28 protein-coding genes are annotated in these 25,625 nt (G+C 74.1%); 17 read left to right on the plus strand and 11 right to left on the minus strand.

All coding sequences use genetic code 11. The features are described from left to right. The first annotated feature begins 57 nt into the window (after positions 1-57). Both M8C17_RS04030 and M8C17_RS04035 read left to right on the plus strand, forming a co-directional pair. Positions 58-681, plus strand: a complete 624-nt coding sequence (locus M8C17_RS04030; protein ID WP_252414948.1) for an ATP-binding cassette domain-containing protein — start codon at positions 58-60, stop codon at positions 679-681. Then, positions 678-2,099 carry a DUF6297 family protein gene (locus M8C17_RS04035; RefSeq protein WP_252414949.1) on the plus strand — a complete coding sequence of 474 codons (1,422 nt, stop codon included), beginning with the start codon at positions 678-680 and terminating at the stop codon, positions 2,097-2,099. Before M8C17_RS04030 ends, M8C17_RS04035 begins: the two co-directional genes overlap by 4 nt. A gap of 32 nt (positions 2,100-2,131) precedes the next feature. On the opposite strand, the gene M8C17_RS04040 is transcribed toward M8C17_RS04035, so the two are convergent. Both M8C17_RS04040 and M8C17_RS04045 read right to left on the minus strand, forming a co-directional pair. Further along, positions 2,132-3,163 (minus strand): PHB depolymerase family esterase, encoded by a 1,032-nt coding sequence (locus tag M8C17_RS04040; RefSeq protein WP_252414950.1) that lies wholly within the window; start codon positions 3,161-3,163, stop codon positions 2,132-2,134. Positions 3,164-3,329: 166 nt separating this feature from the next. Continuing rightward, positions 3,330-4,811 carry a PLP-dependent aminotransferase family protein gene (locus M8C17_RS04045; protein ID WP_252414951.1) on the minus strand — a complete coding sequence of 494 codons (1,482 nt, stop codon included), beginning with the start codon at positions 4,809-4,811 and terminating at the stop codon, positions 3,330-3,332. A 63-nt stretch (positions 4,812-4,874) separates the two neighbouring features. On the opposite strand from M8C17_RS04045, the gene M8C17_RS04050 reads away from it, so the two are divergent. After that, positions 4,875-5,486, plus strand: coding sequence for a LysE family transporter (locus M8C17_RS04050; RefSeq protein ID WP_252414952.1), 612 nt, complete (start codon positions 4,875-4,877; stop codon positions 5,484-5,486). Between the two features lie 8 nt (positions 5,487-5,494). Further along, positions 5,495-6,223 (plus strand): B3/4 domain-containing protein, encoded by a 729-nt coding sequence (locus tag M8C17_RS04055; protein ID WP_252414953.1) that lies wholly within the window; start codon positions 5,495-5,497, stop codon positions 6,221-6,223. On the opposite strand, the gene M8C17_RS04060 is transcribed toward M8C17_RS04055, so the two are convergent. Further along, positions 6,196-6,798, minus strand: a complete 603-nt coding sequence (locus tag M8C17_RS04060; RefSeq protein WP_252414954.1) for an MBL fold metallo-hydrolase — start codon at positions 6,796-6,798, stop codon at positions 6,196-6,198. The genes M8C17_RS04055 and M8C17_RS04060 overlap by 28 nt on opposite strands. 87 nt (positions 6,799-6,885) lie before the next feature. Between M8C17_RS04060 and M8C17_RS04065 the strand changes: the two genes are divergently transcribed. Beyond that, positions 6,886-7,314: an archease gene (locus M8C17_RS04065; RefSeq protein WP_252414955.1), complete on the plus strand. Its 429-nt coding sequence runs from the start codon at positions 6,886-6,888 to the stop codon at positions 7,312-7,314. A gap of 6 nt (positions 7,315-7,320) precedes the next feature. Here M8C17_RS04065 and M8C17_RS04070 read toward each other — a convergent pair whose 3' ends face one another. Then, positions 7,321-8,739 carry an RtcB family protein gene (locus M8C17_RS04070; protein WP_252414956.1) on the minus strand — a complete coding sequence of 473 codons (1,419 nt, stop codon included), beginning with the start codon at positions 8,737-8,739 and terminating at the stop codon, positions 7,321-7,323. 79 nt (positions 8,740-8,818) lie between these two features. Here M8C17_RS04070 and M8C17_RS04075 point away from each other — a divergent pair, with 79 nt between their 5' ends. After that, the gene (locus tag M8C17_RS04075) at positions 8,819-9,625 is read left to right on the plus strand and encodes an SDR family oxidoreductase (RefSeq protein WP_252414957.1); all 807 of its coding nucleotides are present in this window, start codon (positions 8,819-8,821) and stop codon (positions 9,623-9,625) included. 7 nt (positions 9,626-9,632) lie between these two features. On the opposite strand, the gene M8C17_RS04080 is transcribed toward M8C17_RS04075, so the two are convergent. Then, positions 9,633-10,241 (minus strand): hypothetical protein, encoded by a 609-nt coding sequence (locus tag M8C17_RS04080; protein ID WP_252414958.1) that lies wholly within the window; start codon positions 10,239-10,241, stop codon positions 9,633-9,635. Positions 10,242-10,423: 182 nt separating this feature from the next. Between M8C17_RS04080 and M8C17_RS04085 the strand changes: the two genes are divergently transcribed. Further along, positions 10,424-11,524, plus strand: coding sequence for a DUF5919 domain-containing protein (locus M8C17_RS04085; protein ID WP_252414959.1), 1,101 nt, complete (start codon positions 10,424-10,426; stop codon positions 11,522-11,524). Between the two features lie 46 nt (positions 11,525-11,570). Then, a complete protein-coding gene (locus M8C17_RS04090) occupies positions 11,571-12,494 on the plus strand; it encodes a pentapeptide repeat-containing protein (protein ID WP_374557032.1) in 924 nt (307 codons plus the stop codon). A 22-nt stretch (positions 12,495-12,516) separates the two neighbouring features. Here M8C17_RS04090 and M8C17_RS04095 read toward each other — a convergent pair whose 3' ends face one another. Next, the gene (locus M8C17_RS04095; protein ID WP_252414960.1) at positions 12,517-13,038 is read right to left on the minus strand and encodes a MarR family winged helix-turn-helix transcriptional regulator; all 522 of its coding nucleotides are present in this window, start codon (positions 13,036-13,038) and stop codon (positions 12,517-12,519) included. Positions 13,039-13,043: 5 nt separating this feature from the next. On the opposite strand from M8C17_RS04095, the gene M8C17_RS04100 reads away from it, so the two are divergent. Both M8C17_RS04100 and M8C17_RS04105 read left to right on the plus strand, forming a co-directional pair. Next, entirely contained in the window at positions 13,044-14,264 is a 1,221-nt protein-coding gene (locus tag M8C17_RS04100; RefSeq protein ID WP_252414961.1) for an MFS transporter, read from the plus strand. A 39-nt stretch (positions 14,265-14,303) separates the two neighbouring features. Further along, positions 14,304-14,540 carry a preprotein translocase YidC gene (locus tag M8C17_RS04105; RefSeq protein WP_252414962.1) on the plus strand — a complete coding sequence of 79 codons (237 nt, stop codon included), beginning with the start codon at positions 14,304-14,306 and terminating at the stop codon, positions 14,538-14,540. Positions 14,541-14,547: 7 nt separating this feature from the next. Here the strand turns inward: M8C17_RS04105 and rnhA are convergent, their stop codons facing one another. Both rnhA and M8C17_RS04115 read right to left on the minus strand, forming a co-directional pair. Then, positions 14,548-15,024, minus strand: coding sequence for a ribonuclease HI (rnhA, locus tag M8C17_RS04110; RefSeq protein WP_252414963.1), 477 nt, complete (start codon positions 15,022-15,024; stop codon positions 14,548-14,550). 94 nt (positions 15,025-15,118) lie between these two features. After that, entirely contained in the window at positions 15,119-16,381 is a 1,263-nt protein-coding gene (locus tag M8C17_RS04115) for a lycopene cyclase family protein (RefSeq protein ID WP_252414964.1), read from the minus strand. 424 nt (positions 16,382-16,805) lie between these two features. Between M8C17_RS04115 and M8C17_RS04120 the strand changes: the two genes are divergently transcribed. The 7 genes from M8C17_RS04120 to M8C17_RS04150 all read left to right on the plus strand — a co-directional run bounded on the left by M8C17_RS04120 (position 16,806) and on the right by M8C17_RS04150 (position 21,944). After that, the gene (locus M8C17_RS04120; protein ID WP_252414965.1) at positions 16,806-17,291 is read left to right on the plus strand and encodes a hypothetical protein; all 486 of its coding nucleotides are present in this window, start codon (positions 16,806-16,808) and stop codon (positions 17,289-17,291) included. 88 nt (positions 17,292-17,379) lie between these two features. Beyond that, complete coding sequence (locus M8C17_RS04125; protein WP_252414966.1) at positions 17,380-17,991, plus strand: class F sortase; 612 nt, start codon at positions 17,380-17,382, stop codon at positions 17,989-17,991. 112 nt (positions 17,992-18,103) lie between these two features. Continuing rightward, on the plus strand, positions 18,104-19,213 hold the full coding sequence (locus tag M8C17_RS04130) for a magnesium and cobalt transport protein CorA (RefSeq protein ID WP_252414967.1): 1,110 nt from the start codon (positions 18,104-18,106) through the stop codon (positions 19,211-19,213). Positions 19,214-19,411: 198 nt separating this feature from the next. Continuing rightward, positions 19,412-20,179 carry an SGNH/GDSL hydrolase family protein gene (locus tag M8C17_RS04135; RefSeq protein WP_252415085.1) on the plus strand — a complete coding sequence of 256 codons (768 nt, stop codon included), beginning with the start codon at positions 19,412-19,414 and terminating at the stop codon, positions 20,177-20,179. Between the two features lie 47 nt (positions 20,180-20,226). Then, on the plus strand, positions 20,227-20,643 hold the full coding sequence (locus M8C17_RS04140; RefSeq protein WP_252414968.1) for a YchJ family metal-binding protein: 417 nt from the start codon (positions 20,227-20,229) through the stop codon (positions 20,641-20,643). A gap of 201 nt (positions 20,644-20,844) precedes the next feature. Further along, complete coding sequence (locus tag M8C17_RS04145; RefSeq protein WP_252414969.1) at positions 20,845-21,561, plus strand: DUF4287 domain-containing protein; 717 nt, start codon at positions 20,845-20,847, stop codon at positions 21,559-21,561. Then, positions 21,558-21,944, plus strand: coding sequence for a VOC family protein (locus tag M8C17_RS04150; protein ID WP_252414970.1), 387 nt, complete (start codon positions 21,558-21,560; stop codon positions 21,942-21,944). Before M8C17_RS04145 ends, M8C17_RS04150 begins: the two co-directional genes overlap by 4 nt. 51 nt (positions 21,945-21,995) lie before the next feature. Here M8C17_RS04150 and M8C17_RS04155 read toward each other — a convergent pair whose 3' ends face one another. From M8C17_RS04155 to M8C17_RS04165, 3 genes are all read right to left on the minus strand, one after another. After that, complete coding sequence (locus M8C17_RS04155; RefSeq protein WP_252414971.1) at positions 21,996-23,264, minus strand: MFS transporter; 1,269 nt, start codon at positions 23,262-23,264, stop codon at positions 21,996-21,998. Between the two features lie 209 nt (positions 23,265-23,473). Beyond that, the gene (locus M8C17_RS04160; RefSeq protein WP_252414972.1) at positions 23,474-24,556 is read right to left on the minus strand and encodes a hypothetical protein; all 1,083 of its coding nucleotides are present in this window, start codon (positions 24,554-24,556) and stop codon (positions 23,474-23,476) included. Positions 24,557-24,636: 80 nt separating this feature from the next. Further along, positions 24,637-25,518 carry an SPFH domain-containing protein gene (locus M8C17_RS04165; protein WP_252414973.1) on the minus strand — a complete coding sequence of 294 codons (882 nt, stop codon included), beginning with the start codon at positions 25,516-25,518 and terminating at the stop codon, positions 24,637-24,639. Between the last annotated feature and the right edge of the window lie 107 nt (positions 25,519-25,625).

A 25,625-nucleotide genomic window follows, 5' to 3' on the forward strand; every position in this document is an offset into this window, starting at 1 on the left:
GCGCCGGCGTGATGTCGATCGCTCACGTTGGCCGGTGGAACGGGTCTGGGAGAGTGTGTGACCGTGGATGCGCTCTCGGTGCGGGGACTTAGCCGCAACTTCGGCAACCTGGTCGTGCTCGACGACGTGAGCTTCACGCTCCAGGCGGGCCGGATCGCGGTGGTGCTGGGCCCCAACGGCAGCGGCAAGACCACCCTGCTGCGCTGCGTGGTCGGCGCCGACCGGCCGGACGCGGGCGAGGTGCTGGTGCAGGGCCGCCGGGCCGACGAGACCGACCCCCAGGTGCGTGCCCTGGTGGCGGCCGCCCTGGACGACATCGACTTCTTTCCCGACCTGTCCGTGGTCGAGCACCTGGAACTGGTCGCGTACGCCCACGGGGGTGACGCCGACCCGGTCGACGAGGTCGTCGCCGAGCTGGGCCTGGAACCGGCCCGCGACCAACTGCCGGTGACGTTGTCCAGTGGGCAGCGCCGCCGGTTGGCCCTGGCGTCCTGTTTCGTACGGCCGCGCCGGGTGCTGATCCTCGACGAACCGGAACAGCGGCTGGACGTACGAGGACGACAGTGGCTGGCCGACCGGCTGCGCCGGGAACGGGAGGCGGGCACCGCCGTGCTGCTGGCCTCGCACGACCCGGAGCTGATCGACGCCGTCGTCGACGAGCGGATCGAGATCGGCCGGTGACGGCACCGCCCGCCACGGTCGCCGACGCCCCGGTCGGGGTGCCCACCGCCCGGCAGGTGCGCTCACACCTGCGCCGGGCCCGCCGACGGCACCACGACCACTCCCTGGGCGACGTGCTGGGCGACGCGTACGTCGTGGTCCTGTTCGTGGGCATGTACGGCTGGTTCGCGGTCAGCGCCAGCCGCGACATGCTGGAGTCGCCCACCGTCGGGCGGGCCGATCCGGGGGTGCGCTGGTGGCTGGCGGTCGCCGCGCTGCTGGCCGCCGCCGGGCTCGCCTGGCGCGGCCTGCGCGCGCTCGGCCCGTTGCTGGTCACCCCGGCGACGCAGAGCTGGGTGACCAGCGCGCCGGTCGACCGGCGGGCCTGGCTGGCGCCGCGCCTCGCCATCCTGCTGACGGGCGCGACGGCCGGCACCGCGCTGGTCGGGGTGGGTGTGGCGGCGCTCGGCGGCGTCACCGACCTGACCGCCCTGGGTTGGGCGGCGGCGGCCGGCGCGGGGTGGGGTGCGACCGCGTTGGCGTCCAGCGTCGTCGCCCAGGGCAGCGGGGCCGGCCGGCGGTGGCCGACGCTGGCCGGGGTGGTGCCGGTGGTGGCGGCCGCCCTCGTCACGGCTCTGGTGGTGGTCGTCGGCCGCCTCGGTGACGCGCTGCCCCGGCCGTCGACGTCGCCGACCGCCGGTCTGGTCGCCGTCGGGGTGCCCCTCGCGGTCGCCGCCACCGTCCTGGCGGTACGCGCGCTGCCCCGGGTGGACCGGGCCACCCTGACCACCGGCGCGCAGTTCGCCAACGCCGCCGCCACGGCCACCATCCTGCTCGACCCGAGCCTGCTCGCCGGCCTGGTGGAGAGCCGGCGCTGGCGGCAGATCGGCCGGGTGCGCAGCCGCCGGTTCCTGTCCGGCCCCGGCTGGTGGGCGATGCTCCAGGCCGACGTGCGCCGGTTGCGCCGCCACCCCAGCGCCCTGCTGATCTGGACGGCGCTGATCCTCGTCCAGTACGCCGCCGCGCTCGCCCTGCCCGGGCTGGCCGGTGCCGCGCAGGTGGTGTTCGGCTACCTCGCCACCGACCGGTTGACCGGTGGCCTGCGGTCGATCAGCCGGTCGCCGGGGTTGCGTCGGGCGCTCGGCGGCAGTGACGCGGCGCTGAGCGGGATCCACGTGGTGGTGCCGGCGATCGGCGCGGGGCTGTGGTGGCTGCTGACCCTGCCGACGGTCGACGGTGGGCCGCCCTGGCTGGGGCCGGCGATGGCGCTCGGGGTGGTGGCCGCCGCGTGGCGCAGCGGCACCCGACCACCGATCAACTACGGCGGGGCGACGGTGAACACGCCGTTCGGGATGATCCCCATCGACCTGCTGCGCCAGGGCGGGCGCGGGCCGGCGCTGCTCGCCGTGCTGGTCCTGGTCCGCCTGTTCCTGGGCTGACCGGGCGGGTTGGCCCGGTCAGCCCGGGTGGCTCAGCCGTCCAGCCGGCGGACCATGTTCATGATCGTCTCTATCTGGGCGCCGCCCTTGATCGGGTAGTTGGTCGCGCCGAGGTAACCCCACCAGTCCCAGCAGCCGTTCGGGTTGCTGACGGCGGAGGTGGCCTGCGGGTAGAGGACGATCAGGTTGTTGGTGTCGGCGTACGGGTTGAGGTTGGCCCGGTCGACGAAGGCGGTGCCCACCGAGCCGTACCCCTGCAGGCAGCCGTGCAGGGCGACCATCAGCCGGCACGACTGGCCGGCCGCGCAGGCCGACGGGACGTAGGCGAAGCCGTTGGCGTCCATGCTCAGCCCGTTGGCCCAGCCGTTGACCGCGAAGGTGTTCTGGTTGAACCGGATGAGCGTGCCGCCGAGCGGGCCGGTGTTCGGCGCGTTCACGCCACCGAGCAGCTTGCGCAGCAGGGCGTTCTGCGGGTCGCTGCCGCAGTCGTTGAGGAACGGCGACGCGGTCGCGGTGCATCCCAGCGTCCCGTACGGGGTGACCCACGAGTGGCCGGCCGCGGAACCGCTGTCGTACTGCACGCTGGCGCCGAAGTGCTGGTAGTAGCGGACCAGGTCGTCGGTGACGGACTTCTTGACGGTGTTGTCGTTGGCGCCGTGGAAGACGTACACCGGGTCGCCGGACAGCTTGCCGACCGGGTCGACCCAGCCGTAGGACGCCCAGGTCCGGGTGTAGGTCTGCAGGGCGGACACGTTGGTCGGGTACTGGTTGTCGCCGCAGCCGTAGAGCGCCTGGGCGACGTTGTTCTGGGCGCAGTAGTACGGCCCGGCGGCGAAGACGGCCGCGCCGCGGATCCTGGACGAGTAGGCGACGTGCAGTTGGGTGGCCAGGTATCCGCCCGAGGAGACGCCGGCGACGTACACGCCGGAGACGTTGTAGGTGTTCAGTGACCCGGAGACCGGGGGCTTCGTCGCCGGGGTGGCGGCCTGGGCGGGGGCCGCGCCGGTGAGGATCAGCAGGAGGACGGCGGCGAGGGCGGTGGCGGCTTTCAGCGGTGTCGTCATGTGACGCTCTCCTTGGGAGCGCCGGCGGGAGGCGTCGGCGTGGGCAGACGCTACCGTGACGTAGAGCACACGAGGTATGAGCGCGACCGACACGTCGGGCGGCACCGGTGTGTGCCCGCAGTCCATTCGGCACCGTGGATGTCCACCGTCGACACCGCCGGTCTGCCTAGCCGGAGCGGAGGGCGGCAGCGATCGTCGCGACGCCCTCCTCGATCTCGGTGGCCGTACGCGCGGCGTAGCCGAGCACCAGGCCCGGCCGGTACGGCCGCTGGCAGTGCCAGGACAGCGGCTGCACCTTCACTCCCCGGGCCAGCGTCGCCGCGGCCAGCTCGCCGTCGGCCAGCTCACCGTCCAACGTGATCATCAGGTGGAGCCCGGCCGCCGCCCCGTGCACCGTCGCGCCGGGCAGGTGCCGGGCCAGCGCCGTGATCATCGCGTCCCGACGCTGGATGTGCCGGCGGCGCAGCAGCCGAAGGTGACGCTCCAGCGCACCGGAGGTCATCAGCTCGGCCAGCACCAGTTGCGGCAACACGGCGTTGCCCAGGTCGGCGTTGCGTTTGGCGGCCACCACCGCCTCCCGGTAGCGGGCCGGCACGAGCAGCCAACCGACCCGCAGCGCCGGGGCGAGCAGTTTGGACACGCTGCCGGCGTAGAAGACCTGCTCGGGCAGCAGCCCACGCAGCGCCGGCACCGGGGGCCGGTCGTAGCGGTGCTCGGCGTCGTAGTCGTCCTCGATGATCAGCCCGCCGGCCCGCGCCCAGTCGACGAGCTGGCGGCGGCGGTCACCGTCGAGCACCACACCGGTCGGGAACTGGTGTGCGGGGGTGAGCATCACCGCCGGCACGCCGCTGGCCGCCAGCTCGTCGACCCGCAGCCCGGCGTCGTCCACCGCGACCGGTGGGGTGTCCACCCGCCAGTTGTTCAGGTGCTGCCGCACGCCGAGCGAGCCCGGGTCCTCGACCGCGATCCGGTCGATGCCGGCCGCGCCGAGCACCTGGGCGAGCAGCCCGAGCGCCTGGGACACGCCGGCCACGATGATGACCTCGACGGGGTCGACGGCGATGCCTCGACTGCGGGCCAGCCAGGCGGCGACGGCCCGGCGCAGCGCGGGCGTGCCACACGGATCGCCGTAGCCGAAGTCGGCCGCGGCGAGGTGGGCCAGCACGGTCCGTTCGGCGCGCAGCCAGTCCGCGCGGGGAAAGGCGGTCAGATCCGGTACGCCGGGCGTCAGGTCGATGGTCGCGCTCGCCGCTCGTACCGCGTCGAAGATGTCGCTGCCCGGAGCCGGCGGGAAGAGCGCACCCGGCGCCGGCGCGGCGGCCGGGGCGGGTGTCGGGGTCGCCGGTGCGGGCGGCGCGGCGACGACCACCGTCCCGGCCCGGCCCCTCCCGGTGATGTGCCCCTCCTCGGTCAGCCGCTGGTACGCCTCGGTGACCACCCCCCGGGAGACGCCGAGGTCGGCGGCGAGCAACCGGGTGGCGGGCAGGCGGCCCCCCACCGGCACCCGGCCGTCGGCGAGGGCCTGGCGCAGCCGCGCGGCCAGCCAGTCGGCGCGCCCGCCGGGTGGGGCGTCGGCGATGGTCAGGTGCAGAAAATCCGACCCGGTCGTTATGGACCTGTCGGATGCCCTCGTTTTGGCCCTGCTCACCGGACCATCTTGGCAGCAGAGTGGGAATCAGGCAGCCCCGTCGAGCCACACCGGAGGACATCCGTGACAGTTCCGTTCCTGATCACCACGCTGATCGTGGTGGTCACCCCGGGCACCGGGGTGTTCTTCACCCTCTCCGCCGGACTGTCCCGGGGCGCCCGGGCCGGTGTGCTGGCCGCCTTCGCCTGCACGCTGGGGGTGGTGCCGCACCTGCTGGCGGCGTTGACCGGTCTCGCCGCGCTGTTGCAGACGAGCGCGGCGGCCTTCGAGGTGGTCAGGTACCTCGGCGTCGGGTACCTGCTCTACCTGGCCTGGTCGACCGCCCGGGACCGCAGCGCCTTCGCGGCGACCAGCACGGCGACACCCCGCTCCGCGGCCCGGGTGATCGTCTCCGGAGTGCTGGTCAACCTGCTCAACCCGAAGCCGACGCTGTTCTTCGTCGCGTTCCTGCCGCAGTTCGTGGACACCACCGCGCCGGGCTCGACCCGGTCGATGCTCGCGTGCGGCGCGGTGTTCATGCTGCTCACCTTCGTGGTGTTCAGCGGCTACGGCGTCTTCGCGGCCCGGGTGCGCGACCGGGTGCTGACCCGGCCACGGGTCACCGACTGGCTGCGCCGGTCCGTCGCCGGCACCTTCGTCGCGCTCGGCGTGACACTCGCCCTCACCGAACGATAGGGAGTCCCGTGCAGTTCGAGCATTCCGCGCAGCTTCGCGCCGCGTACCCCGACCTCGTCGCCGGCGTGGTCCAGGCCAGCGGGATCACCGCCACGGCCGACGTCACCCAGCGGACCGCCGCGTACCTCACCGTGGCCCGCGAGCGGTTGGCCGCAGGCGCCGAGAGCGGCTTCTCGGAGATCCAGGCGTGGCGGCGGGCGTACACGACCATGGGGCTGCGGCCCACCCGCTACCGGTGCGCCGCGGAGGCGCTGCTGCGCCGGCTGCGCCTGGACGACGACCTGCCCCGGCTGCACCCCCTGGTCGACCTCTGCAACGCCGTCTCGGCCGCGTACGCGATCCCGGTCGCGGTGCTCGACCTCGACCGCGTCGACGGTGACCTCATGGTCCGACCGGCGCAGGGCGACGAGGAGTACCTGAGCTTCGCCGGCGACACCGAGCACCCCGACCCCGGAGAGGTGACCTTCGTCGACAGCGCGGGCCGGGCGCACGCCCGGCGCTGGACGAACCGGCAGAGCGGCTGGTCGGCCGTGCGGCCGGCCACCTCGTCCGTGCTGATCGTCGCCGAGGCGCTGCACCCGGACGCCGAGGCGGACGTGACCCGGCTGGTCGCCACGCTGGTGGCGGAGCTGACCGAGGCGTGGTCGGCACCGACACGGGTCGCCGTGCTCACCGACGCCGCACCACGCTTCGAGATGACGGCCGCCGGTCAGGCGGTGTCGCCGGGGACGAGGTGACGGTAGCCGGGGATCGTCTCGCCGAACCAGCCGGCCACGCTGGCCAGGCCGCGCTCGTTGATCTGCGCGTCGTGGATCGGGTACGTGTGAGCGGCGCCCACCGCACGGGCGAACCGGATCGCCTCGTCGAGGCGCAGCCAGGACCCCTGCGCCGGGACCAGCAGGGTGTGCACCGGCTCGTCCGGCACGTGCAGCGCGTCGCCCGGGTGGTAGACACCGTCGCCGATCAGGTAGCCGAGGTTGGGACAGTCGGGCTGGCCCTCGAAGATGGCGGCGTGCCGGCCGCCGTGCGCGGTGACGGGGATGCCGGCGGCGGTGAAGCGCTGCCCGGCGTGGACCCGGGTCACCGGCAACGGGGCGAGGTCGGGCAGCCGGGCGCCCTCGGGGGCGTACACCGGGACGCCGAGGCCGGCCAGCCGCAGCACGTCGACGTGGTCGGAGTGCTCGTGGGTGACCAGGACGGCGTCCGCGCCGACCAGGGCAGCGGGTTCGCTCCAGGTGCCCGGGTCGACGACGAGCACCCCGCCGTCGTGCTCGACGCGGACGCAGGAGTGGGTGAACCGGGTGATCCGCATCCGGCGACGGTACGTCGTCGGACAGCCGTCGGTGGTCCCGGAGGATCCGGGCGGTGTGTGGGGCCACCGACCGGCATGATCGGAGGCATGCAGCGCTCGACGCAACGGGGGCACCGGAGCATGCCGCACACCGCCGACGTCCGGATCGAGGCGTGGGCGCCCGACCGGGACGGGTGCCTCGCCGAGGCCGTCGCCGCGCTGGTCGAGACGTTCGCCGACACCGGCGGCGCCCGGCCTCAGGCGGACACCGAGTTCGATGTGCCGCCTGGCGACGACGAGGACCTGCTGGTCGGCGTACTGGACGAGGTGATCTTCCGGCTGGACACCGAGGGCACCCTTCCGCTGGACTGCGACGTGCGGTCGACCGACGACGGCGGCCTGCGGGTGCGCTGGCGGTCTACCAGCACCGACGCGGTGGAACTGGTCGGCGCGGTGCCGAAGGCGGTGTCGCTGCACGCGCTGCACATCGCCCCGGGCTCCGCCGGCTGGTCGTGCGCGGTGACCCTGGACGTCTGAGGCCGGTCAGCCCTTGACCACGCCGAGTGGGGTGAGGCGGGCGACGAGCCGGCACAGCCCGGCGCCCCGGGCCGCCTCGACCACCGCCGAGACGTCCTTGTACGCCTCCGGCATCTCCTCGGCCAGCCCCTTCCAGGACGCGCCCCGAACGGCCACGCCCCGCGCCGCCAGGTCGCGCCGCACGTCCTGACCTCGGACGGCCCGGGTGGCCTCGCCCCGGCTGCGGGTACGGCCGGCGCCGTGACAGGTCGACGCGAAGGCCGGATTCCCGGCGACGCCGGTCAGCACGTACGACGAGGTGCCCATCGAGCCCGGGATCAGCACCGGCTGCCCGACGTCACCCAGGTCGTCGGGGAGGTCGGGGTGCCCGGGCGGCAGCGCGCGGGTGGCGCCCTTGCGGTGCACGCAGAGCCGCCGGGTGCCGCCGTCACGCCCGTGCTCCTCGATCTTGGCGAGGTTGTGCGACACGTCGTACACCAGATCCAGGCCGCTCCCGGCAACCCGGCTGAAGACCCGGCGGGCCGACTCCGTGAGCAACTGCCGGTTGGCCCGGGCGTAGTTCGCCGCGGCGGCCATCGCACCCAGGTAGGCCCGACCCTCCGGGGAACCGACCGGCGCGCAGGCGAGCTGCCGGTCCGGCACCTCGATGCCGTACCGGGGCATGACCCGCTCCATGATCCGCACGTGGTCGGTGCAGATCTGGTGGCCCAGCCCACGGGAGCCACAGTGGATCATCACGCAGACCTGGCCGAGGCGCAGCCCGAAGGCCGCCGCGACCGGCTCGTCGTACACCTCCTCGACGGCCTGCACCTCCAGGAAGTGGTTACCGGAGCCGAGGCTGCCGACCTGGCCCTGCCCGCGCTGCACGGCCCGCTCGCTGACCTGCGCCGGATCGGCGTCGGCCACCGCGCCGCCGTCCTCGCAACGGGCCAGGTCCCGGGGCACCCCGTGCCCCTGTTCGACCGCGTACCGGGAACCGCCGCGCAGCACCGCGTCCAGCTCCGCCCGGTCGGCGAGGTTCCAGACCGCGCCCCGGCCCATGCCGCGCGGCACCGCCGGGTCCAGGCCGTCCATCAGCGCGTCGAGGACCCGGGGAAGCTCCGACCGGTCCAGTTCGGCGGTGAGCAACCGCACCCCGCAGGAGATGTCGAAGCCGACCCCGCCCGGCGAGACCACCCCGCCCTCGGCGACGTCGGTGGCGGCGACCCCACCGATCGGAAAGCCGTAGCCCCAGTGCACGTCGGGCATGGCGTACGACGCCCCGACGATGCCGGGCAGGGTGGCCACGTTCGCCACCTGGTCCAGCGACCGGTCGGCACCGACGTCGGGCAGCAGCTCCGGCACGGCGAACACCACCCCGGGCACCCGCATCGGCGCCCGGCGGTCGATCCGGAACCGGTACGGCGATTCCTGAACCAGCTCCATGGCAGGCGGCTACCCACCGTGTCCACCGGTACACCAGGTCGACCCGGTTGAGCCGATCCGGCCGGGGTAGTGCGCAAGCATGCCGCAGCGATACGAGAACTACCCGAGAATCGCCGTCGTCACCGGCGCGGACTCCGGCATCGGCAAGGCGTGCGCCGTCGCCCTGGCCGAGGCCGGCTTCGACATCGGCATCACCTGGTACGGCGACCCCGACGGCGCCGAGCGGACCGCCACCGAGGTGCGCACCACCGGTCGGCGCTGCGAGGCCGTCGAGATGGACCTGACCCGGCTGCCGGACGCGGCGGCCGTGGTGGACGAGCTGGCCGACCGACTGGGCGGCATCGGGGTGCTGGTCAACAACGCCGGCACCGGCGCCTCGACCCCGTTCGTCGACACCGGGTGGGAGCAGTGGCGCGAGGTGCTCGCCGTCGACCTGGACGGGCCGTTCCTGTGCGCCCAGCGGGCCGTGCGGCGGATGAGGACCGCCGGGGTCGGCGGGCGGATCATCAACATCACCAGCGTGCACGAGCACGCCCCCCGGGTCGGTTCGGCGGCGTACTGCGCGGCGAAGGGCGGGCTCGGGCTGCTCACCAAGGTGATGGCGCAGGAGTTGGCGGCCGACGGGATCACCGTGAACGCGGTCGCACCGGGCGAGATCGCCACGCCGATGACCGACCAGGAGGACGTCGACCCGTTCACCCAGGACCGGCCCGGTGTACCGGTGGGGCGGCCGGGTGACGCCCGGGAGGTGGCCGCCGTGGTGGCACTGCTCGCCTCCCCCGCCGCCAGCTACGTCACCGGCGCATCCTGGCCCGTCGACGGCGGCATGCTGCTGATGGGCCCGCAGGCCAACTCCCTGACCTCGAACGACTGGCGCTCGGTCTGAACGCCGGTCAGTCCTGTCGCGCCGCGGACGTCCGCAGGATGTAGGCGAACTGTGCGGCGAACACCGCCACGGCGGTCACCACCCCGACCGGGACGGCCAACCCGTGCCCGGCCCCGGCCAGCCCGACCAGCAGGGCGACCCCGAGCCCGACCAGCAGCGCGTTGACCGCGCCGACCAGCGCGGCGGTGGTGAGCATGAACTCCCACCGCCCGCGCCCGATGCCCACCAGGTTCCAGGCCGACCGCATGGTGCCCTCGTCCGCGACCGCGTCGGCGAAGAAGTCGTGCTGGCCGGCGAACCGGTGGTGGTAGTAGGCGCGGATCCGCTGGATCCGCCACAGGTCCAACGAGTTCTCCACGGTCGTCTCGACCAGCCGCAGGAAGGTCAGGACCCCGATCACCACCAGGGTCGGCAGCACCGCGCCCAGGTACGGCCGGACCAGCTTCTCGTTGGTGGCCACGAAGCCGAGCCCGATCAGGGCCGCCGACAGGACGGACAGGAAGATGGTGGCCCGGCCGGTGGCCTCGGCGATGGTGCCGGAGCGGGCGGTCTCCAACGCGTAGTGCTCGGTGGTCAGGGCGGTGAGCAGGGCCTGCTCGCGCTCACTGTCGTCCATCGCACCTGACCCTCCGTTGTCGCCCGGCCCCGTTACCGTCACCCTATGAGCGGTGCGACGACTCCGGCGGGCGAAACCGGCGGTCGTGAACGGGACAGCGCCCGGCAAAGCGGGCACGTATCCTCCGCATTCCGGTGATCAACGGGCGGCGGCGGGGCCGGTCGACGACGGAGGGGGACCGGATGCCCGAGTGGGTCGGTCGGAGCGGCCGGCAACGACGCGCCTTCGTCGTCGGCGGGACGCTGCTCGGGGCCGCCGCCCTGATGCTGCTGGCCGCCTGGCGCAGCACCGGCTTCCTCAGCGACCTGCTGCTCAACCTCGGCGCCAGCGTGGTGCTCGCGGCCATCTCGTACGTCATCTTCGACCCGCTGTTCGAGGAGGCCCGCAAGGCGCGGGTGCAGGAGCACCTGAGCTTCGACCAGCAGGCGTTCGTGGCGCGGCTGCACCGCGCCGGCCGCCGGGTGCGCATCCTCGACACCTGGACGATCCTGCTGGAGCAGCGCCACCGCGAGGAGACACTGGGCGCGGTCCGCGCGGCGCTCACCAACGGCTCCCAGGTGCAGTTGCTCCTGCTCGACCCGGACTGCACCGCCGCCCAGCAGCGCTCCGAGGAGCTGGAACGCCAGCGGGTCGACGTGCCGAGGCAGATCCGCACCAACCTGCGCCACCTGGCCGCCTTCGCCGAGACCCTCGACCCCCGACTGCGGCATCGCCTGCAGGTCCGCCTGTACGACGCCTCCCCGTCGATCCAGCTCTACCAGTGGGACGGCCGGGCGCTGATCTCGTTCTTCCCGATCGGGAAGCTGTCGTTCAACGTGCCCCAGCTCGAGGTGGACATGGACAGCCCGTGGGGTGGGTTCGTGCACGCCCGGTTCGAGGAGCTGTGGGAGCACGAGCAGGCAACCCTCGACCTGGAACGGTACTGGTCGGTGACGGTCACGCTGCGCCACGACGACTCCGACGTGGTCGAGGTGCAGGTGCCCTACGTGACGGTGGACGGGCAGCACTACGTGGACTGCCACGCGTTCCGCCTGGCCCGGCCGCTGACCGTGCGGGCCGTGTTGCCGCCCCGCGCGCCGGGAGCCGCGCCGGGAGTGTTCGCGCTGGCCGAGCTGGCCGACGACGACCGTACGCCGGCCGCGACCGTGGTCCGGCACTTCGACCAGAAGTACGGTCCCGGCGGCGGGGACCGGGCGGTACGCCGGTTGGCGCCGCAGCCGTCGGGTGGCCCCCGTACTCCCGCACCCCGTTCCACGGCGGCCGGCGACACGCACGGACGGTGACCCCCGAGCTGACCCGTCGGTGCGGCGCGGGACAATGGTGGTCGCCGTGCCGATCGCCAGGAGGACCGTCCGCGTGTCGCCCCGCCCCGCTCCCCCGCCCGGGCCGGCGCAGCTGCGCGCCGACTGCGAGCGCTGCTTCGGGTTGTGCTGCGTGGTGCCCGCCTTCGCCGCGTCGGCGGACTTCGCCATCGACAAGCCGGCCGGGCAGGCCTGCCCGAACCTGCGCCCCGACCACCGCTGCGGCATCCACACGGAGCTGCGGCAGCGCGGGTTCCCCGGCTGCACGGTCTTCGACTGTTTCGGCGCCGGCCAGCAGGTCGCCCAGGTGACGTTCGGCGGGCGGGACTGGCGGGACGCGCCGGAGACACTGCCGGCGATGGCCGCGGCGTTCACGGTGCTGCGTCCGCTGCACGAGCTGCTCTGGTACGTCACCGAGGCGTTGGCGCTGCGCCCGCCGGCCGACGTGCGCGTCGAGCTGGAGCGCGCCCGCGCCGACACGGTGGCGCTGACCGGCGGCGACCCGGCCGAGCTGCGCGTGGTGGACGTGGCTGCGCACCGCGACCGGATCAACCCCCTGCTGTCGCGAGCCGGGGACGCGGCGCGCGCCCGGGGTGGCCCAGCCGGCCCGGACCGCCGGGGTGCCCACCTGCTCGGGGCGGACCTGCGCGGCGTGGATCTGCGCCGGGCCAACCTGCGTGGGGCGCTGCTGATCGGCGCGGACCTGCGCGGGGTCGACCTGGGTCTGGCCGACGTCACGGGCGCGGACCTGCGCGGCGCCGACCTGCGCGGCGCGGACCTGACGGCCACGCTCTTCCTGCACCAGGCCCAGCTGGACGCCGCGCGCGGTGACGCCCGCACCGGGCTGCCGGCGACGCTCACCCGCCCGGCGCACTGGACGGCGCTGGCGCTCACCCCGGTCCGCCGGCCCTCCCGCGCCACGGCACCCGCCCGTCGCGGCAGGCGCCGGTAACCCGATCGGGCACGCCTCGCGCTCAGTCTCCGGTCAACTCCCGGTAGCCGGCGTGGACGGGGCACCGCGGGCAGCGGGCGCGGTCGCAGAGGCGGCAGAGGTGCGCGAGGCTGCGGTCGTCGGCCACCTCGTCGTGCAGCAGGGTGCGGGCGATGTCGGCGAGCTGGCCGCGCTGCTCGGAGGTCAGCGGGGCGAGCAGCGCGGTCAGCGCCTCCTGCCGGGCGTGCAGGGTCCGGGCGGCGACCGTCGCCCCCTCGGTGGTGAGGTGCAGGGCGCGGCTGCGCGCGTCGGTGCCGGGGCGCCTCTCCACCCAGCCCTGCTCTCGGAGCCGCCGGACAAGGTGCGCGACACCCGGCTGGGTCAGCCCCAGCACCTGGCCCAACCATTCGGCGGTCACGCCCGGCTGGTCCTTGAGGACGACGAGCGCCTCGGCGAGCGCACCGCCGGCCCCGACGGAGGCGCTGACCGACGCGCGCATCCGCGAGCCGACGAGCAGGGCGAGAGCGCCGAGCAGGTTGGGCGAGCCGTCCTCGGGTAGATTCATAAGTCATGAATGTACCCCGGCGAGCGATGCTCCTCATCGTCCTGATGACCGTCGCGCAGCTACCGGTCGCGCTGCGGCAACTGCTCGTCGTGCTGCTCGGTCACCAGAACACCGGCAGCTTCGCCACCGCCGGGGTGGCCAGCGCCGGCTGCGGAATCGGGTTGGCGCTCACCGCGCCGCTGGTCGGCCGGCTCCTGGGCCGGCTCGGTGGCCGGCCCGTGCTGCTCGCCACCGGCCTCGCCCACCTGCTCGCCCTGCTCGGGTTGGCCGTGGTCACCGAGCCGGCGGCGTTCGTGGCGCTGGCCACCGTGGCCGGGCTCAGCACCCCACCGGCCGTCGGCAGTGGACGCGCACAACTGGCCCGGATGGTCCCCGCTCCCGCGCTGGCCCGCGCGTACGCGGTCAACGCCGTCGGGCAGGAGGTGCTCTACGTCGGTGGCCCCCTGGCGGTGACGCTGAGCCTGCTGCTCAGCGGTCCCACGGCGGCGCTGCTCGCCTTCGCGGCGATCGGCACCGTCGGGCTGCTCGGCATGGCCGCCGTGCTGCCGCCCCGAGAGGCCGACCGGCAGCCCGCCGGACGACGGTCCGCGCTGCCCGGCCGGGCCACCCGCCGCACCGTCGTCGGCACCCACATCGGCTACATGATCGGCATTGGCGCCATGTGGGTGCTGGTGCCCGCGTTCGCCACCACCGTCGGGCACCCGGACCAGGCCGGGCTGCTGGTGACCATCTGGTCGGTGGGCAGCCTGGCCGGTGGGGTGCTGCTGGCCCGCCTGGGTCGGCCCGGCAGCCCGGCCGGGGCGTACCTGACGATGCTCGGCACGTTGGCCGCCACCTCGCTGGCGCTGCTGCTTCCCCGGAGCGTGCCGCAGATGGCCGTCGCGCTGGCGGTCTTCGGTCTCGCGCTGGCACCGTTCCTCGCCGTCACCGACGAGATCCTCGCCCGGTCCACCCCGGCGGCCCAACTCCCCGAGACGTACGGCTGGTTGCAGACGGCAGGACAGCTCGGCATCGCCGCCGGCTCAGCCACCAGTGGCGCGGTCAACGACCACCTCGGCAACACTCCTGGTTTCCTGGTGGTCTGCGGCGCGTTGGCGCTGGCGCTGACCGTCGCGCTCAGCCGTCGCCGGACGCTGCGGTTGCCGTCGGGCCCACCGCGGGCCGAGGCCGTCGGACCGGCGGTCACCGCGGGCGGGCGAGGTTTCGTCCACGACGACGCCGGGTAGCCACCGCCGACGCGAAACGGCACCGACGGGGGGCACGGCGTGGGCTTCCGAAAGCGCGACGGTGAGCTGCCGGGCGACCCGCAGCACAGCGAGGACGAGGCCGGTCAGGCCCGGTTGGTGCAGGTCGAGGCGGACACCGAGGTCCCGCCGCCGGACGACACCGATGTGCCACCGGACATCGTGACCGAGGACGACGGCTCGGGTGTCGCCGGCGGATCCTCCGGCAGCAGCAGCGGCGGGTCGAACATGCCCGGACATCCGGACGCGACCCGCTGACGCGGGGTCAGCGGCTGGCCAGCGCGGCCGCCCGCGCCTCGGTCATGCCCTTGTTGGCCAGCCCGTCGGCCCGCTCGTTCTCCGGATGCCCGTTGTGGCCCTTGACCCACAGCCAGGTGACCTCGTGGCGTTCGCACGCCGCCTCCAGGCGCTGCCACAGGTCGGCGTTCTTCACCGGCTGCTTCGCGGCGGTCAGCCAACCGTTGCGCTTCCAGGACGCCAGCCAGCTCGTGATGCCGTTGCGCACGTACGTGCTGTCGGTGTGCAGCTCCACGACGACCGGTCGGTTCAGGCTCTCCAGCGCCTGGATGGCCGCCATCAGCTCCATCCGGTTGTTGGTGGTCGGAGTGGCCTCGCCGCCGCACAGCTCCCGCTCGTGGTCGCCGTAGCGCAGCAGGGCACCCCAGCCGCCCGGCCCGGGGTTGCCGCTGCACGCCCCGTCGGTCCAGATCTGCACACCTCTGCCGGCCGCCGCGTCCACCATGCCCGGCAACCTACCGGGCGGCGACGCCGCGCCCCCCGCTCGGGGGGCCGCCACGCCGGCCCGGGACCACGACACCGACTGGTGCTGATCCGGGTCAGCCGGGTTCCGACCCGGCACCCCGCCCGACGGTGGGCGGGACACCCACCACCGCCGCCGGAATGGCCGCCGCAGGTCGGGTCGGGCGCAGCCGGTCGCGGAACCTGTGCGCGGCGTCGCCGGCGGTGGCGGCGATCATCGGCAGCAGGCGGGTCGAGTTCATGATCGCGATCTCCTCCGCGGGAGTGGTGACTCCGTCGAGGAAGCGCAGCACCCGCTCGGCGGGGTTGCGGTCGAAGAGCCGGTCGAAGAACTCGGGACCACCGACGCCGCCCCGGTCCAGCGCGCGCAGCGCGACCGCGTCCATCCACCGGTGCCGGCGCGGGTACGCCGGGTCGGGCACCGGCGGCCGGCCGGCGGCGAGGGCGCGGGCCACCTGGTCGGCCTGCCGGTACATCGCGGAGAACGTGAAGCCGGTGGAGGGGCGGGTCGCTCCGCCGGCCGTACCGAGGCGGACCACCCGGGGCGAGGGCCGGGCGGGGAACGGCGCGTCGGTCATCGGGATCACCCCGTTCTCCACCTCGCGCACCCGGAGCCCGGCCGGGTCCAGGCCGAGCAGGTCCCGGTAGCGGATCAGCGCCGCGTCGTATCCGGCGTCGGTTAGCAGGGCCGGCGAGAACTCGGTGTACTCGACCAGGGCGTAGCGGTCGCTCACCGGCAGCACGTAGCCGAAGGAGACGCCGCGCGCGGGCTGCGGGGTACGGAAGTCCATCAGCACCGCCCGCGCCGGGTCGAAGACCGGTTGGTCCGACTCCAGCCACCAGCCCCGGAAGTGCTGCAACCAGGTGGTCCGTCCCGGACGGGCCGGCGGGCGGGGCCGGGAGTCGAGCACCCAGCCGGCCCGCACGCCGCCCCCGTCGCCGGTGCGCACCACCACCCGCGTCCCGTCGTCGACCGCCGACACGGCGGGCGCGACGATCCGGAGGGCGTCGAGCCGGCGTTCGGCCTCGGCAGCCCGGTCGTAGACCGGGCCGGAGCGGAGCATGGCGTACCGCAGGGGGGCCAGGTCCAGCAGCCGACGCCGCGCCGGCGTCGCCACCTCGACCTGCCGCCAGCTCGCGCTCAGCAGCGGGTCCAGGTCGCTGTCCGGGTGACCCCAGAACGCCCAGGTGCGGTCCTGGCCACGCCGGCGCACCGGGTCGACGACCGCGATCCGCAGGTCGCGGACGCCGTGCCGGTCCAGCGCGGCGAGCAGCAGCGACGCGGCGCCCCCGCCGCCGAGCAGCGCGAGGTCGACGTCGAGCGGCACGGCTTCGGTCATCGCCCCACGCTGCCACACCACTCCACCGGCCACACGTCGCCCACCCGAGGCGGCGGAGTGGTCAGGCAACCGGGGCGGGCTCGGGTGCGGCGGAGGGCGGATCGGCGTAGGCGCGGGCCACCTGACAACCGCCGGCGCGGTGGGGCATTCCCGTCGGCGTCGTCGATACCTCGCCATCGGCCCAGCCGCGACAGCCAGACCGGAGAAGACATCGACCGGGCCACCGGTGCCGGTCGGCTCGTCCGGGCCTTTCCGCAGCTCTCCCCGCCTTCGGGTGGACACGTGACGGCAACGAAGGTTTCTCATTTTCACCTGATCGAGGACCCAACGCACCTAGTGTTGGTCACACCGGTGCTAGTCACGGAGTTGGCCACCCGAACGACGTCCCACGCAGTCAGCGGACGAAAAGTGAGGGAAGACGCGTATGAAGGTCTCAACAGCACTCTGTTCGGCGGCGCTCGGCGTGGGCCTCGGCACGCTCCTGCTGCCGGGCGCCGCACTGGCCGACACCACGGTGTCACCGGCCACCACCCCGGTGGGTGGGACCGTCGTGCTCACCGCGACGACCTGCAACCCGAAGTCGGGTGACGCCATCTTCCGCGTCACCGGCCCCAACCGCGACCAGAACGTCCGGTCCACCACGGCCGCCGCCGGCGGCGGCCTGAGCGCCGAACTCTTCACCGCCGGGTTCACCCTCGGCACCTACACGGTGACGGCGACCTGCGGCGACGGCAGCTCAGCCGGCAGCGCCACGTTCACCGTCACCCCGATCGGCGCTGCCCCGGCCGGCTCCGGCGGAGACAGCCGCGACAACGGCACTCTCGCCGCCGGTGGCACGCTGCTCGGCACCGCCGTCGCCGGCGCGGTCATCCTGTTCCGCCGACGCCGTCCGGTGTCCGCCGTCGCCTGACCGGCGACCCGCTCCATCCCTGAGGACGGGTGCCCGTGCCGGTGACACCGGCGCGGGCAGCCCGACCATCCCGTACGGAGGCGCGCACGTGAGCTCGCGGCGGACCCTACCGGCCGTGGTCGCCCTGCTCGGGGTGACCGGGCTGGGGCTCATCACCGTCGGCCTCACCGCCGACCCGGCACGACCTCCCCGACCGCCGGTCGACGCGCCGGCGCGCACCCACCCCGCACCGGACCTGGCGCCACTGCCCCGCGCCGCACCGGTCCGGGTGCGGATCCCGGCCATCGGCGTACGCGCCGAGGTCGTCCCGGTCGGCGCGGACGCCGCCGGGGTGCTGGAGGTCCCGCCTCTGGACCGGCCCACCCTCGCCGGCTGGTACCGGCACGGGGTCAGCCCCGGCGAGACCGGCAACGCCGTCCTCGTCGGACACGTCGACTCCCCCGCCGGACCGGCCGTCTTCTTCGACCTCGGTCGGCTGCGCGCCGGCCAGGAGATCCAGATCACCCGCGCCGACGCCGCGGTCACCACGTTCACCGTGGACGACGTCCGCGCGTACCCCAAGGACCGCTTCCCCAGCAGCCTCGTCTACGGCCCGGCGGACGCCGCCGGGCTGCGCCTGATCACCTGCGGCGGCCGGTTCGACGCCGGGACCGGCAACTACGTGGACAACATCATCGTCTTCGCCACCCGCACGACCTGAGACCACCGGCCCGGCTGTCGGGAGCCGGACCCCGCTCGGCAGAATGCGGTGGCACCATCCCCACCGAACACCGTGACCGGGGCGGTGCGCCGGCGGCGGGGAGGCACACGCGGTGAATGAGCGAGCGGTGAAGGACCGGGCCGGTCGTGGCGTACGCGCTCTGGCCCGTCGACTGCTCGGCCGGGTCGAGGACGACGACTCCCCCACGCCTCGCCGGTCCAACCCGGACGCCGTGGTCGACTGCGCCGTCTACGTCAACGGCCGGCGCGAGCCCGGCCGGCCGCACTACGCCGACGCGTACGCCCGGGCCCGGCACGGCCGGGACGCCTTCGTCTGGTTGGGGCTGCACGATCCGGGTCCGGCGGTGCTCGCCGCGGTGGGTCGCACCTTCGGCCTCGACGAGCTGACCGTGGAGCAGGCCCTCGCCGACGGGCACCGGCCCACCGTGCAGCGGCACGGGCCGGTCACCCTGCTGGTGCTCCGCACGGCGGGGTACGTGGAGCACGCCGAGCTGACCGACACCTCCGAGGTGATCGACACCGGGGACGTGATGGTGCTGCTCGGTGACCGGTTCGCGATCACCGTGCGGCACGGCGCCGCCGGGGCGCTGCGCAGCGTCCGCGCCGACATCGAACGGCGCCCCGCGCTGCTGGCCGCCGGGCCGTGGGCGGTGGCGTACGCGGTGTGCGCCCGGATGGTCGACTCCTACCTGGAGGTGGCCGGGCACGTGGAGCGGGACCTGGAACGGGTCGAGGAGTCGGTGTTCGCCCGGGACCGCTCCGCCGACATCCAGCACATCTACCAGCTCAAGCGGGAGGTGGTGGAGTTCAAGCGGGCGGTGCTGCCGTTGCAGGCGCCCATGCGGACGCTGCTCGACCCGGGCGCCGACGGGCCGCCGCGCACCCTGCACCGCTGGTTCGTCGACGTGGACGGCCGGCTGAGCAGGGCGGTGGATCGGGTGGCCGCCTACGACGACCTGCTCACCTCGATCGTCCAGTCCCGGCTGGCGCAGCTCGCCGTGGAGCAGAACAACGACATGCGCAAGATCGCGTCGTGGGCGGCCATCGCCGCCGCCCAGACCGCCATCGCCGGCGTCTACGGCATGAACTTCTCGCACATGCCTGAGCTGTCCTGGCGCTACGGATACGCGGGCGCGCTGACCCTGATGGCGGTGTCAGCCCTCACCCTGTACCGCCTGTTCCGCCGCTCCGGTTGGCTCTGAGCCCGGTCAGCGAGGCTGGGAGAGGAACCTGCGGATCCGGTCGCGGGGGCGGTCGGTCAACTCGGGGCCGTGGGTGAAGGCGGCGATGACACCGCCGGGGATCGCGTCATGCCGCGAGTCTAGGAACGATCGTCAATTGTCACTGTCCGGACCGCCGCCGGGCGGCCCGTGGTGGCGGGCCGCTAACCTCGCGCGGTGATGTGGCAGCGTTACGTGGCGATCGGCGACAGCACCACCGAAGGGCTCGACGACCCGGACGGCGCCGGCGGCTACCGGGGCTGGGCCGACCGGTTCGCCCTGGCGGTGGCGCGCGCCCAGGGCGGCCTGGAGTACGCGAATCTGGCCATCCGCGGCCGGACCACCGCCCGGATCCGCGCCGAGCAGCTCCAACCCGCCCTCGACCTGGCTCCCGACCTGGCCACCGTGGTCGCCGGCATGAACGACGTCCTGCGCCCCTCCTTCGACGCCGACCAGGTCGCCGAGGATGTGGCGGCCATGCAGCGGGCACTGGTCGCGCAGGGCGCCACGGTGCTGACCTTCACCATGCCGGACCCGGCGCCGGTGATGCCGCTGGCCCGGCCGCTGCGGGGTCGGATGCTGGCCCTCAACGAGGCGCTGCGCGCCGCCACCGCGCGGACCGGGGCCACCCTGCTCGACCTGGGCGCCCACCCGGTCTCCTCCGATCCCCGGCTGTGGAGCGACGACCGGCTGCACGCCAACAGCGCCGGGCACGAGCGGATCGCCGCCGGGCTGGCGTACACAGCGGGTCTGCCCGGGTTCGACGACTCCTGGACCCGGCCGTTGCCGCCGGCGCCACGGCGTCGCCGGGCCGAGGTGTTCGGCGCCGAACTGGCCTGGACCCGACGGCACCTGCTGCCCTGGCTGGCCCGGCACCTGCGCGGTCAGTCGTCGGGTGACGACCGGGTCGCGAAGCGGCCGGTGCCGCTGCCCGTGTCGCTGGAGTAGCGGCGGCCGACATCCGGGGCCGGCCGGCGGTGCGGCAGGATGGCGGCGTGGGCAAGGGTGGGCGCCGGCGGGCGGACGCGACGACGGGACGGGCCTGCCCGTGCGGCTCCGGTCAGGCGTACGCCGACTGCTGCGCGCCGGCACACAGCGGTGTGGCGCAGGCGCCGACCGCCGAGGCGCTGATGCGCTCCCGGTTCAGCGCCTTCGCCCTCGGCGACACCGGCTACCTGCTGCGCAGTTGGCACACCTCGACCCGGCCGCAGGCGCTGGAGTTGGACCGCGGACAGCGGTGGACCCGGCTGGAGATCGTCGACACCGAGCGCGGTGGCCTGCTCGACACCGCCGGCACCGTGACGTTCCACGCGCACTACCGGGACGCGGGTCGCCCGGGCACGCTGACCGAACGCAGCCGGTTCGTCCGTGAGGACGGCCGATGGGTCTACCTCGACGGCGACCAGCCGTGACGGCTGCGCCGACGGCCGGTCCGGGCGTAGGATGACGTCGGCGTAGTCCTGCGCCGCACCTCCCTCCCGGCGCTCACGCCGCCGGCCACGCGGAGGCAAAGGGGGCCTGGAGCCCTCGGGACGTGGTGCCACATGCCCCACTCCGGCGGGGTCGACGGGAGCGTGAGTCCCGGTGACCGTGCCGTTGACCGGGAGCATGTGATGACCAATCAGAGATCGTTCAAGACCCGGGTCCGAGCCCGGATGGAGAAGACCGGCGAGAGCTACACCACCGCCCGCCGGCACCTGATCAATCGAACCGCCACACCCGCCGCGGCACCGGCGCGGGATGTGTCGCCGTCTCCGGCGTCCGCCGCGGCACAGACCGAGCGGATCGCCGACGACCTGGTCCGCGCGCGGACCGGCCGCGGCTGGGCGGAGTGGTTCGAGCTGCTCGACGCGGCGGGCGCCACCGAGCGGACGCACACCCAGATCGCCCGCCACCTGGTCGTCGAGCACGAGGTGGCCGGTTGGTGGGCGCAGAGCATCACCGTCGGGTACGAGCAGGCACGCGGCCTGCGCGCGCCCGGTCAGAGGCGCGGGGGCGGTTTCTCGGCCGGCGCCAGCCGGACGGTTGCGGTGCCGGTAGTGCGGCTCTTCGGGGCGTTCGCCGACGAGACGGCACGCGCCCGTTGGCTGCCCGACGTCGAGGTACGCCTCCGCACCGCCACCGCGCCCCGCAGCTTCCGGGCCGACTGGGCCGGTGGCCCCACCCGGCTCGTGGTCGGCTTCGAGGCGGTCGGCGAGTCGAAGGCCCGGGTCAGCGTCTCGCACGAGAAGCTGACGGGGGCGGAGCAGGCCGCGGAGCTGAAGGCGTACTGGCGGGAGCGGCTCGCCGCGTTGAAGGTACTGCTGGAGTCGGACGGAGACCACCGATGACCATGACGTTCATCAACCTGCCGGTGCGGGACCTCACCACCGCCGCCGAGTTCTACCGGGCGCTCGGCTTCACCAGCGACGAGACCACCCCGGACGGGGCCAGCGTGCAGATCGCCATCTCCGACAGCACCCGGCTGATGCTGCACATCCGCTCGGCCTTCGAGGAGTACACCGGGGTCGGCACCACCGACACGGAGGCCAGCCGGGAGGTCATTGTCGGGCTGTCGGCGCCGAGCCGGGAGCGGGTCGACGAACTGGTCGACCGGGCGGTGGTGGCCGGCGGGGAGCCACTCGGGCCGGGGACGACCAACGGGCCGATGTACATGCGCGGCTTCCGAGACATCGACGGCCACCAGTGGTCGTTCCTGCACCTGGCCGGTTGAGCGCCGGCCCGGTGGTGGCCGGGCCGGCACCCTCGGACGTGGCCGGGCAGACTAGGCGAGCTGATCCGGCAGGTCGGCCACCACTCGGGCTGCGCCGGTGGCGGGTCGGGCCCGCGACCGGCGGCGGGCCAGCAGCACGAGCGCCACGACGAGGTACGGGCCTGCCGCCACGGCGAACCCCACCGCGTTGCCCGCCGCCGTGGCGACCAGGCCGTAGCCGGCGTAGGTCGCGATGATCAGCACGTCGGTGGCCATCCCGGCCAGCGAGGTGACCGTGGCGCGACTGCTCCCGGTGATCCGGGCCTGGAGTCGCGCGTCGGCCAGCACGGTGGCCAGTTGCGCGGCTCCGAACCCCACCGCGAGGAGCACGAACCCGGCCGGATGCGCGGTGAGGGCACCCCCGGCCAACGCGACAGCCACCAGTCCCAGCAGGGCGGCGTAGCCACGGCCCCGCAGCCGCTCCCCCGCCGGCGCGAGCAGCCCTCCGACGGTGACCCCGGCCCAGAGCAGCAGGAGCAGCAGCGGCACAACCTGCGCCGCGACGCCGGTGTCCCGGGCCAGCAGCGGCGTGTACTCGTCCAGGGCGCCCCAGTCGGCGGCCACCACCGCGACCATCAGCACGGCGGCACGCACCGGCGGACGCGTACGGACCTGCGCCACCCCCGCCCGAAGCGAGTCCCACCAACCGAGGTCGGCGTCCTCCTCGTCCCGCTGCCCGGCGAGGGCGGGCGAGCGGCGGTGCTCCGGAAACCGGGCCGCGACGGCGGCGGCGAGCAGACAGGCGAGCACACTCGCCGCGCCCAGGGCCGGGTACCCGCCCGCAGCGAGGACCGGGCCGGCGAGGACCCCGGCGGCCAGGACGCCCAGCACACCCGCCGTCCGGGCCCGGCCGAGCACCCGCGCGTACCGGCCGGCCGCGCCGAGACGGTCCAGCTCGGTCCACACCAGCGCCTCCAGGGCACCGGAGACCAGCGACCCGCCGGCGCCCCAGAGCAGGAACCCGACCGCGAACGCCGGGTACGACGGGTACAGCACCCAGACCGCGTATCCGGCGGCCGTCACCAGCGGAGCGAGGCACAGCAGCAGCCTGCGGGACACCGCGTCGGCCCAGGCGCCGGACGGTACCTCGAAGAGGATGCCGGCAGCCGACCAGATGACGAAGAGCGAGGAGATCTGCCCCACCGACAACCCGGTGTCGGCGAAGAGCAGCGCGTACACCGGGTAGAGCAGGACGAGGTCGCTGAGGAACGCGTACCCGTAGAGGGTGACCGTCAGGCGGCGGACCGCCGGGTCGGGCACGCGCGAGGCGATGAGGGTCATGAGGCCTTCCCGTGGGAGTGGAGACGGACACCGGACGTGCGGTGTCCGCGGTGGCCCACGGGATCGGCCTACGGCGTTGGATCAATGTCGCCAGGTCATGTCGGCGATGCTAGACCGGCCACGCGGCGCCGGCCAGCGCTTTCGACGTGCCGGTCGACGCGAGGCGGGGCGGGATCCGAACGGATCCCGCCCCGCTGTTCGGCCAGGTGTCAGCGACGGCCCGGGTCGACCGGCGGGATGACCGTGGTGGCCTCGATGTCGTCACCGCTGCGCTGGTCGGGCACCCCGCGACCGGCGCCGCCGCCCACGACCTGGGTCGCGTCGGCGTCGGCGCTGCCGCCGACCACCTGCGTGGCGTCCGGGTCGGCCGACCCGGTGACCACCTGCGTCGTGTCGTCGGCGCGGGGTCGGGTGAGCACCGGCGACGACTCGACGTCGACATCCGGCCGGGTCACCACCTGGGTGGCTTCGGGGTCACCGGACGCACCGACCACCTGGGTGGCGTCCGGGTCGACCGGCCGGGTCACCACCTGGGTGGCCTCCGGGTCGGTGCCGGCGGTCGACGAGCGAGCCAGCTCCGCCTCGGCGTCCTTTCGGCCGGCCCGGTAGGCCCGGGCGTGCGTGGCGATCACCTGCGACTCCTGCTCGGCGCGGGTCAGCCACGACTCCCAACGGCTCTGCATCGGACGGATCAGTCCGCCGCCGACCCCGACGACGAGGATGCCGCCGACGGTGGCCAGCACGGCGATCAGCACCGGAGTGGTGACGGCGGTGGCCACGCCGATCTGGTTCAGCGCGGCGATGACGCCGAGGCCGAGGATGAACACCGAGGCGATGGTGGCCAGCACCCGGCCGTAGGACAGGCCGCCGAGCGCGCCGCTGATGATGTCTTTGACGGCGTTGGCGATGGCGGCGGCGACCACGACGATGACGATGGCGACGAAGGCGCGGGGCAACCAGCCGACCACCGAGGCGATCAGGTCCGAGATCGGGTTCGGCCCCCAGATCCCGAACGCGAGCTGCAGGGTGAACAGCAGCACCGCGTAGTAGACGAGCTTCGCGACGATGTCGCTGGCGTCGTACCGGGAGCGGCTCAGTGCCCGGCGCACGCCGCCGCGCTCGACGGCGCGGTCGAAGCCCACCCGTTCCAGAACCTTCTCCACGATCTTCAGCACGGCCTTGGCGATCAGCCATCCCGCCACCAGGATCGCCAGGAAGGCGACGGCCTTGGGCAGGAAGAGCATCACCGAGCGGAGGGCGTCGCCCACCGCGTCGCTGACGTTGTCACTCATCGGGTTTTCCTCCATGCGGGGCAGCCGGGACGGTCGGCCCCCGACCTACCCTCGCTGTCGCGCGCGGAAACGCCGGCCGCTCAGCGCCGCGGCGACTCCGGACGGTCGTCGCCCTGCTCGGCGGCGGCGGCCACCTCGTCGGTCACCGGCCCCAGATCCGGTGCGGAGGGTGTCGCCGGCTGGCCCGGCCCGGCCACGTGCGGAGCCATCTGGTCGAAGAAGCGCAGCAGCTCGACGGGGAACGGCATGACCAGTGTGCTGTTCTTCTCCGCCGCCACGTCCACCACCGTCTGCAGCAGGCGGAGCTGGTACGCGCCCGGCGTGGCCTCCATCGCCCGGGACGCGTCGGCCAGGCGGCGCGACGCCTGGAACTCACCGTCCGCGGCGATCACCCGGGCCCGGCGTTCCCGTTCCGCCTCGGCCTGCCGGGACATCGAGCGTTTCATCCCTTCCGGCAGCGAGACGTCCTTGACCTCCACCCGCTCGATCAACAGCCCCCACGGCTTCTCGGTGGGCGCGTCGATGACGGACTTCAGCTCGGCGTTGACCCGCTCCCGGTCGCCCAGCACGGTGTCCAGGTCCGCACGGCCGATCACCGACCGCAGCGCGGTCTGCGCGACCTGGAGCACCGCCGACGGATAGTCGTGCACGTTCACCAGCGCCTTCACCGGGTCCACCACCCGGTAGTAGACCACCGCGTCGACGGTGAGCGTGACGTTGTCCCGGGTGATCGCGCCCTGTGCCGGTACGCCGATCACGGTGGTCTGCATGCTGACCCGCACCATCCGGTCGGCGATCGGGACGATGAAGTGCAGTCCCGGCTGGCGGACCTGCTCCAGGACGCGGCCGAACCGGAACACGATGCCGCGTTGGTACTGCTGCACCAGCCGGACGCTCAGTGACAACACCAGCACCACGATCACGACCGCGATGACCAGGCCAACGACGACGGCAGCTCCCATGGCATCCCGCTCCCCCGGAGGCGCCCGCCTCCCGGAGCGCCGGGTACCCGTTCCGCTCCCGGCCATGCCGCCGCATGACGGGCCGTTGCGTGATCAGGCCGACCGTG

Source organism: Micromonospora sp. RHAY321, from assembly GCF_023896955.1.
Taxonomy (GTDB): Bacteria; Actinomycetota; Actinomycetes; order Mycobacteriales; family Micromonosporaceae; genus Micromonospora.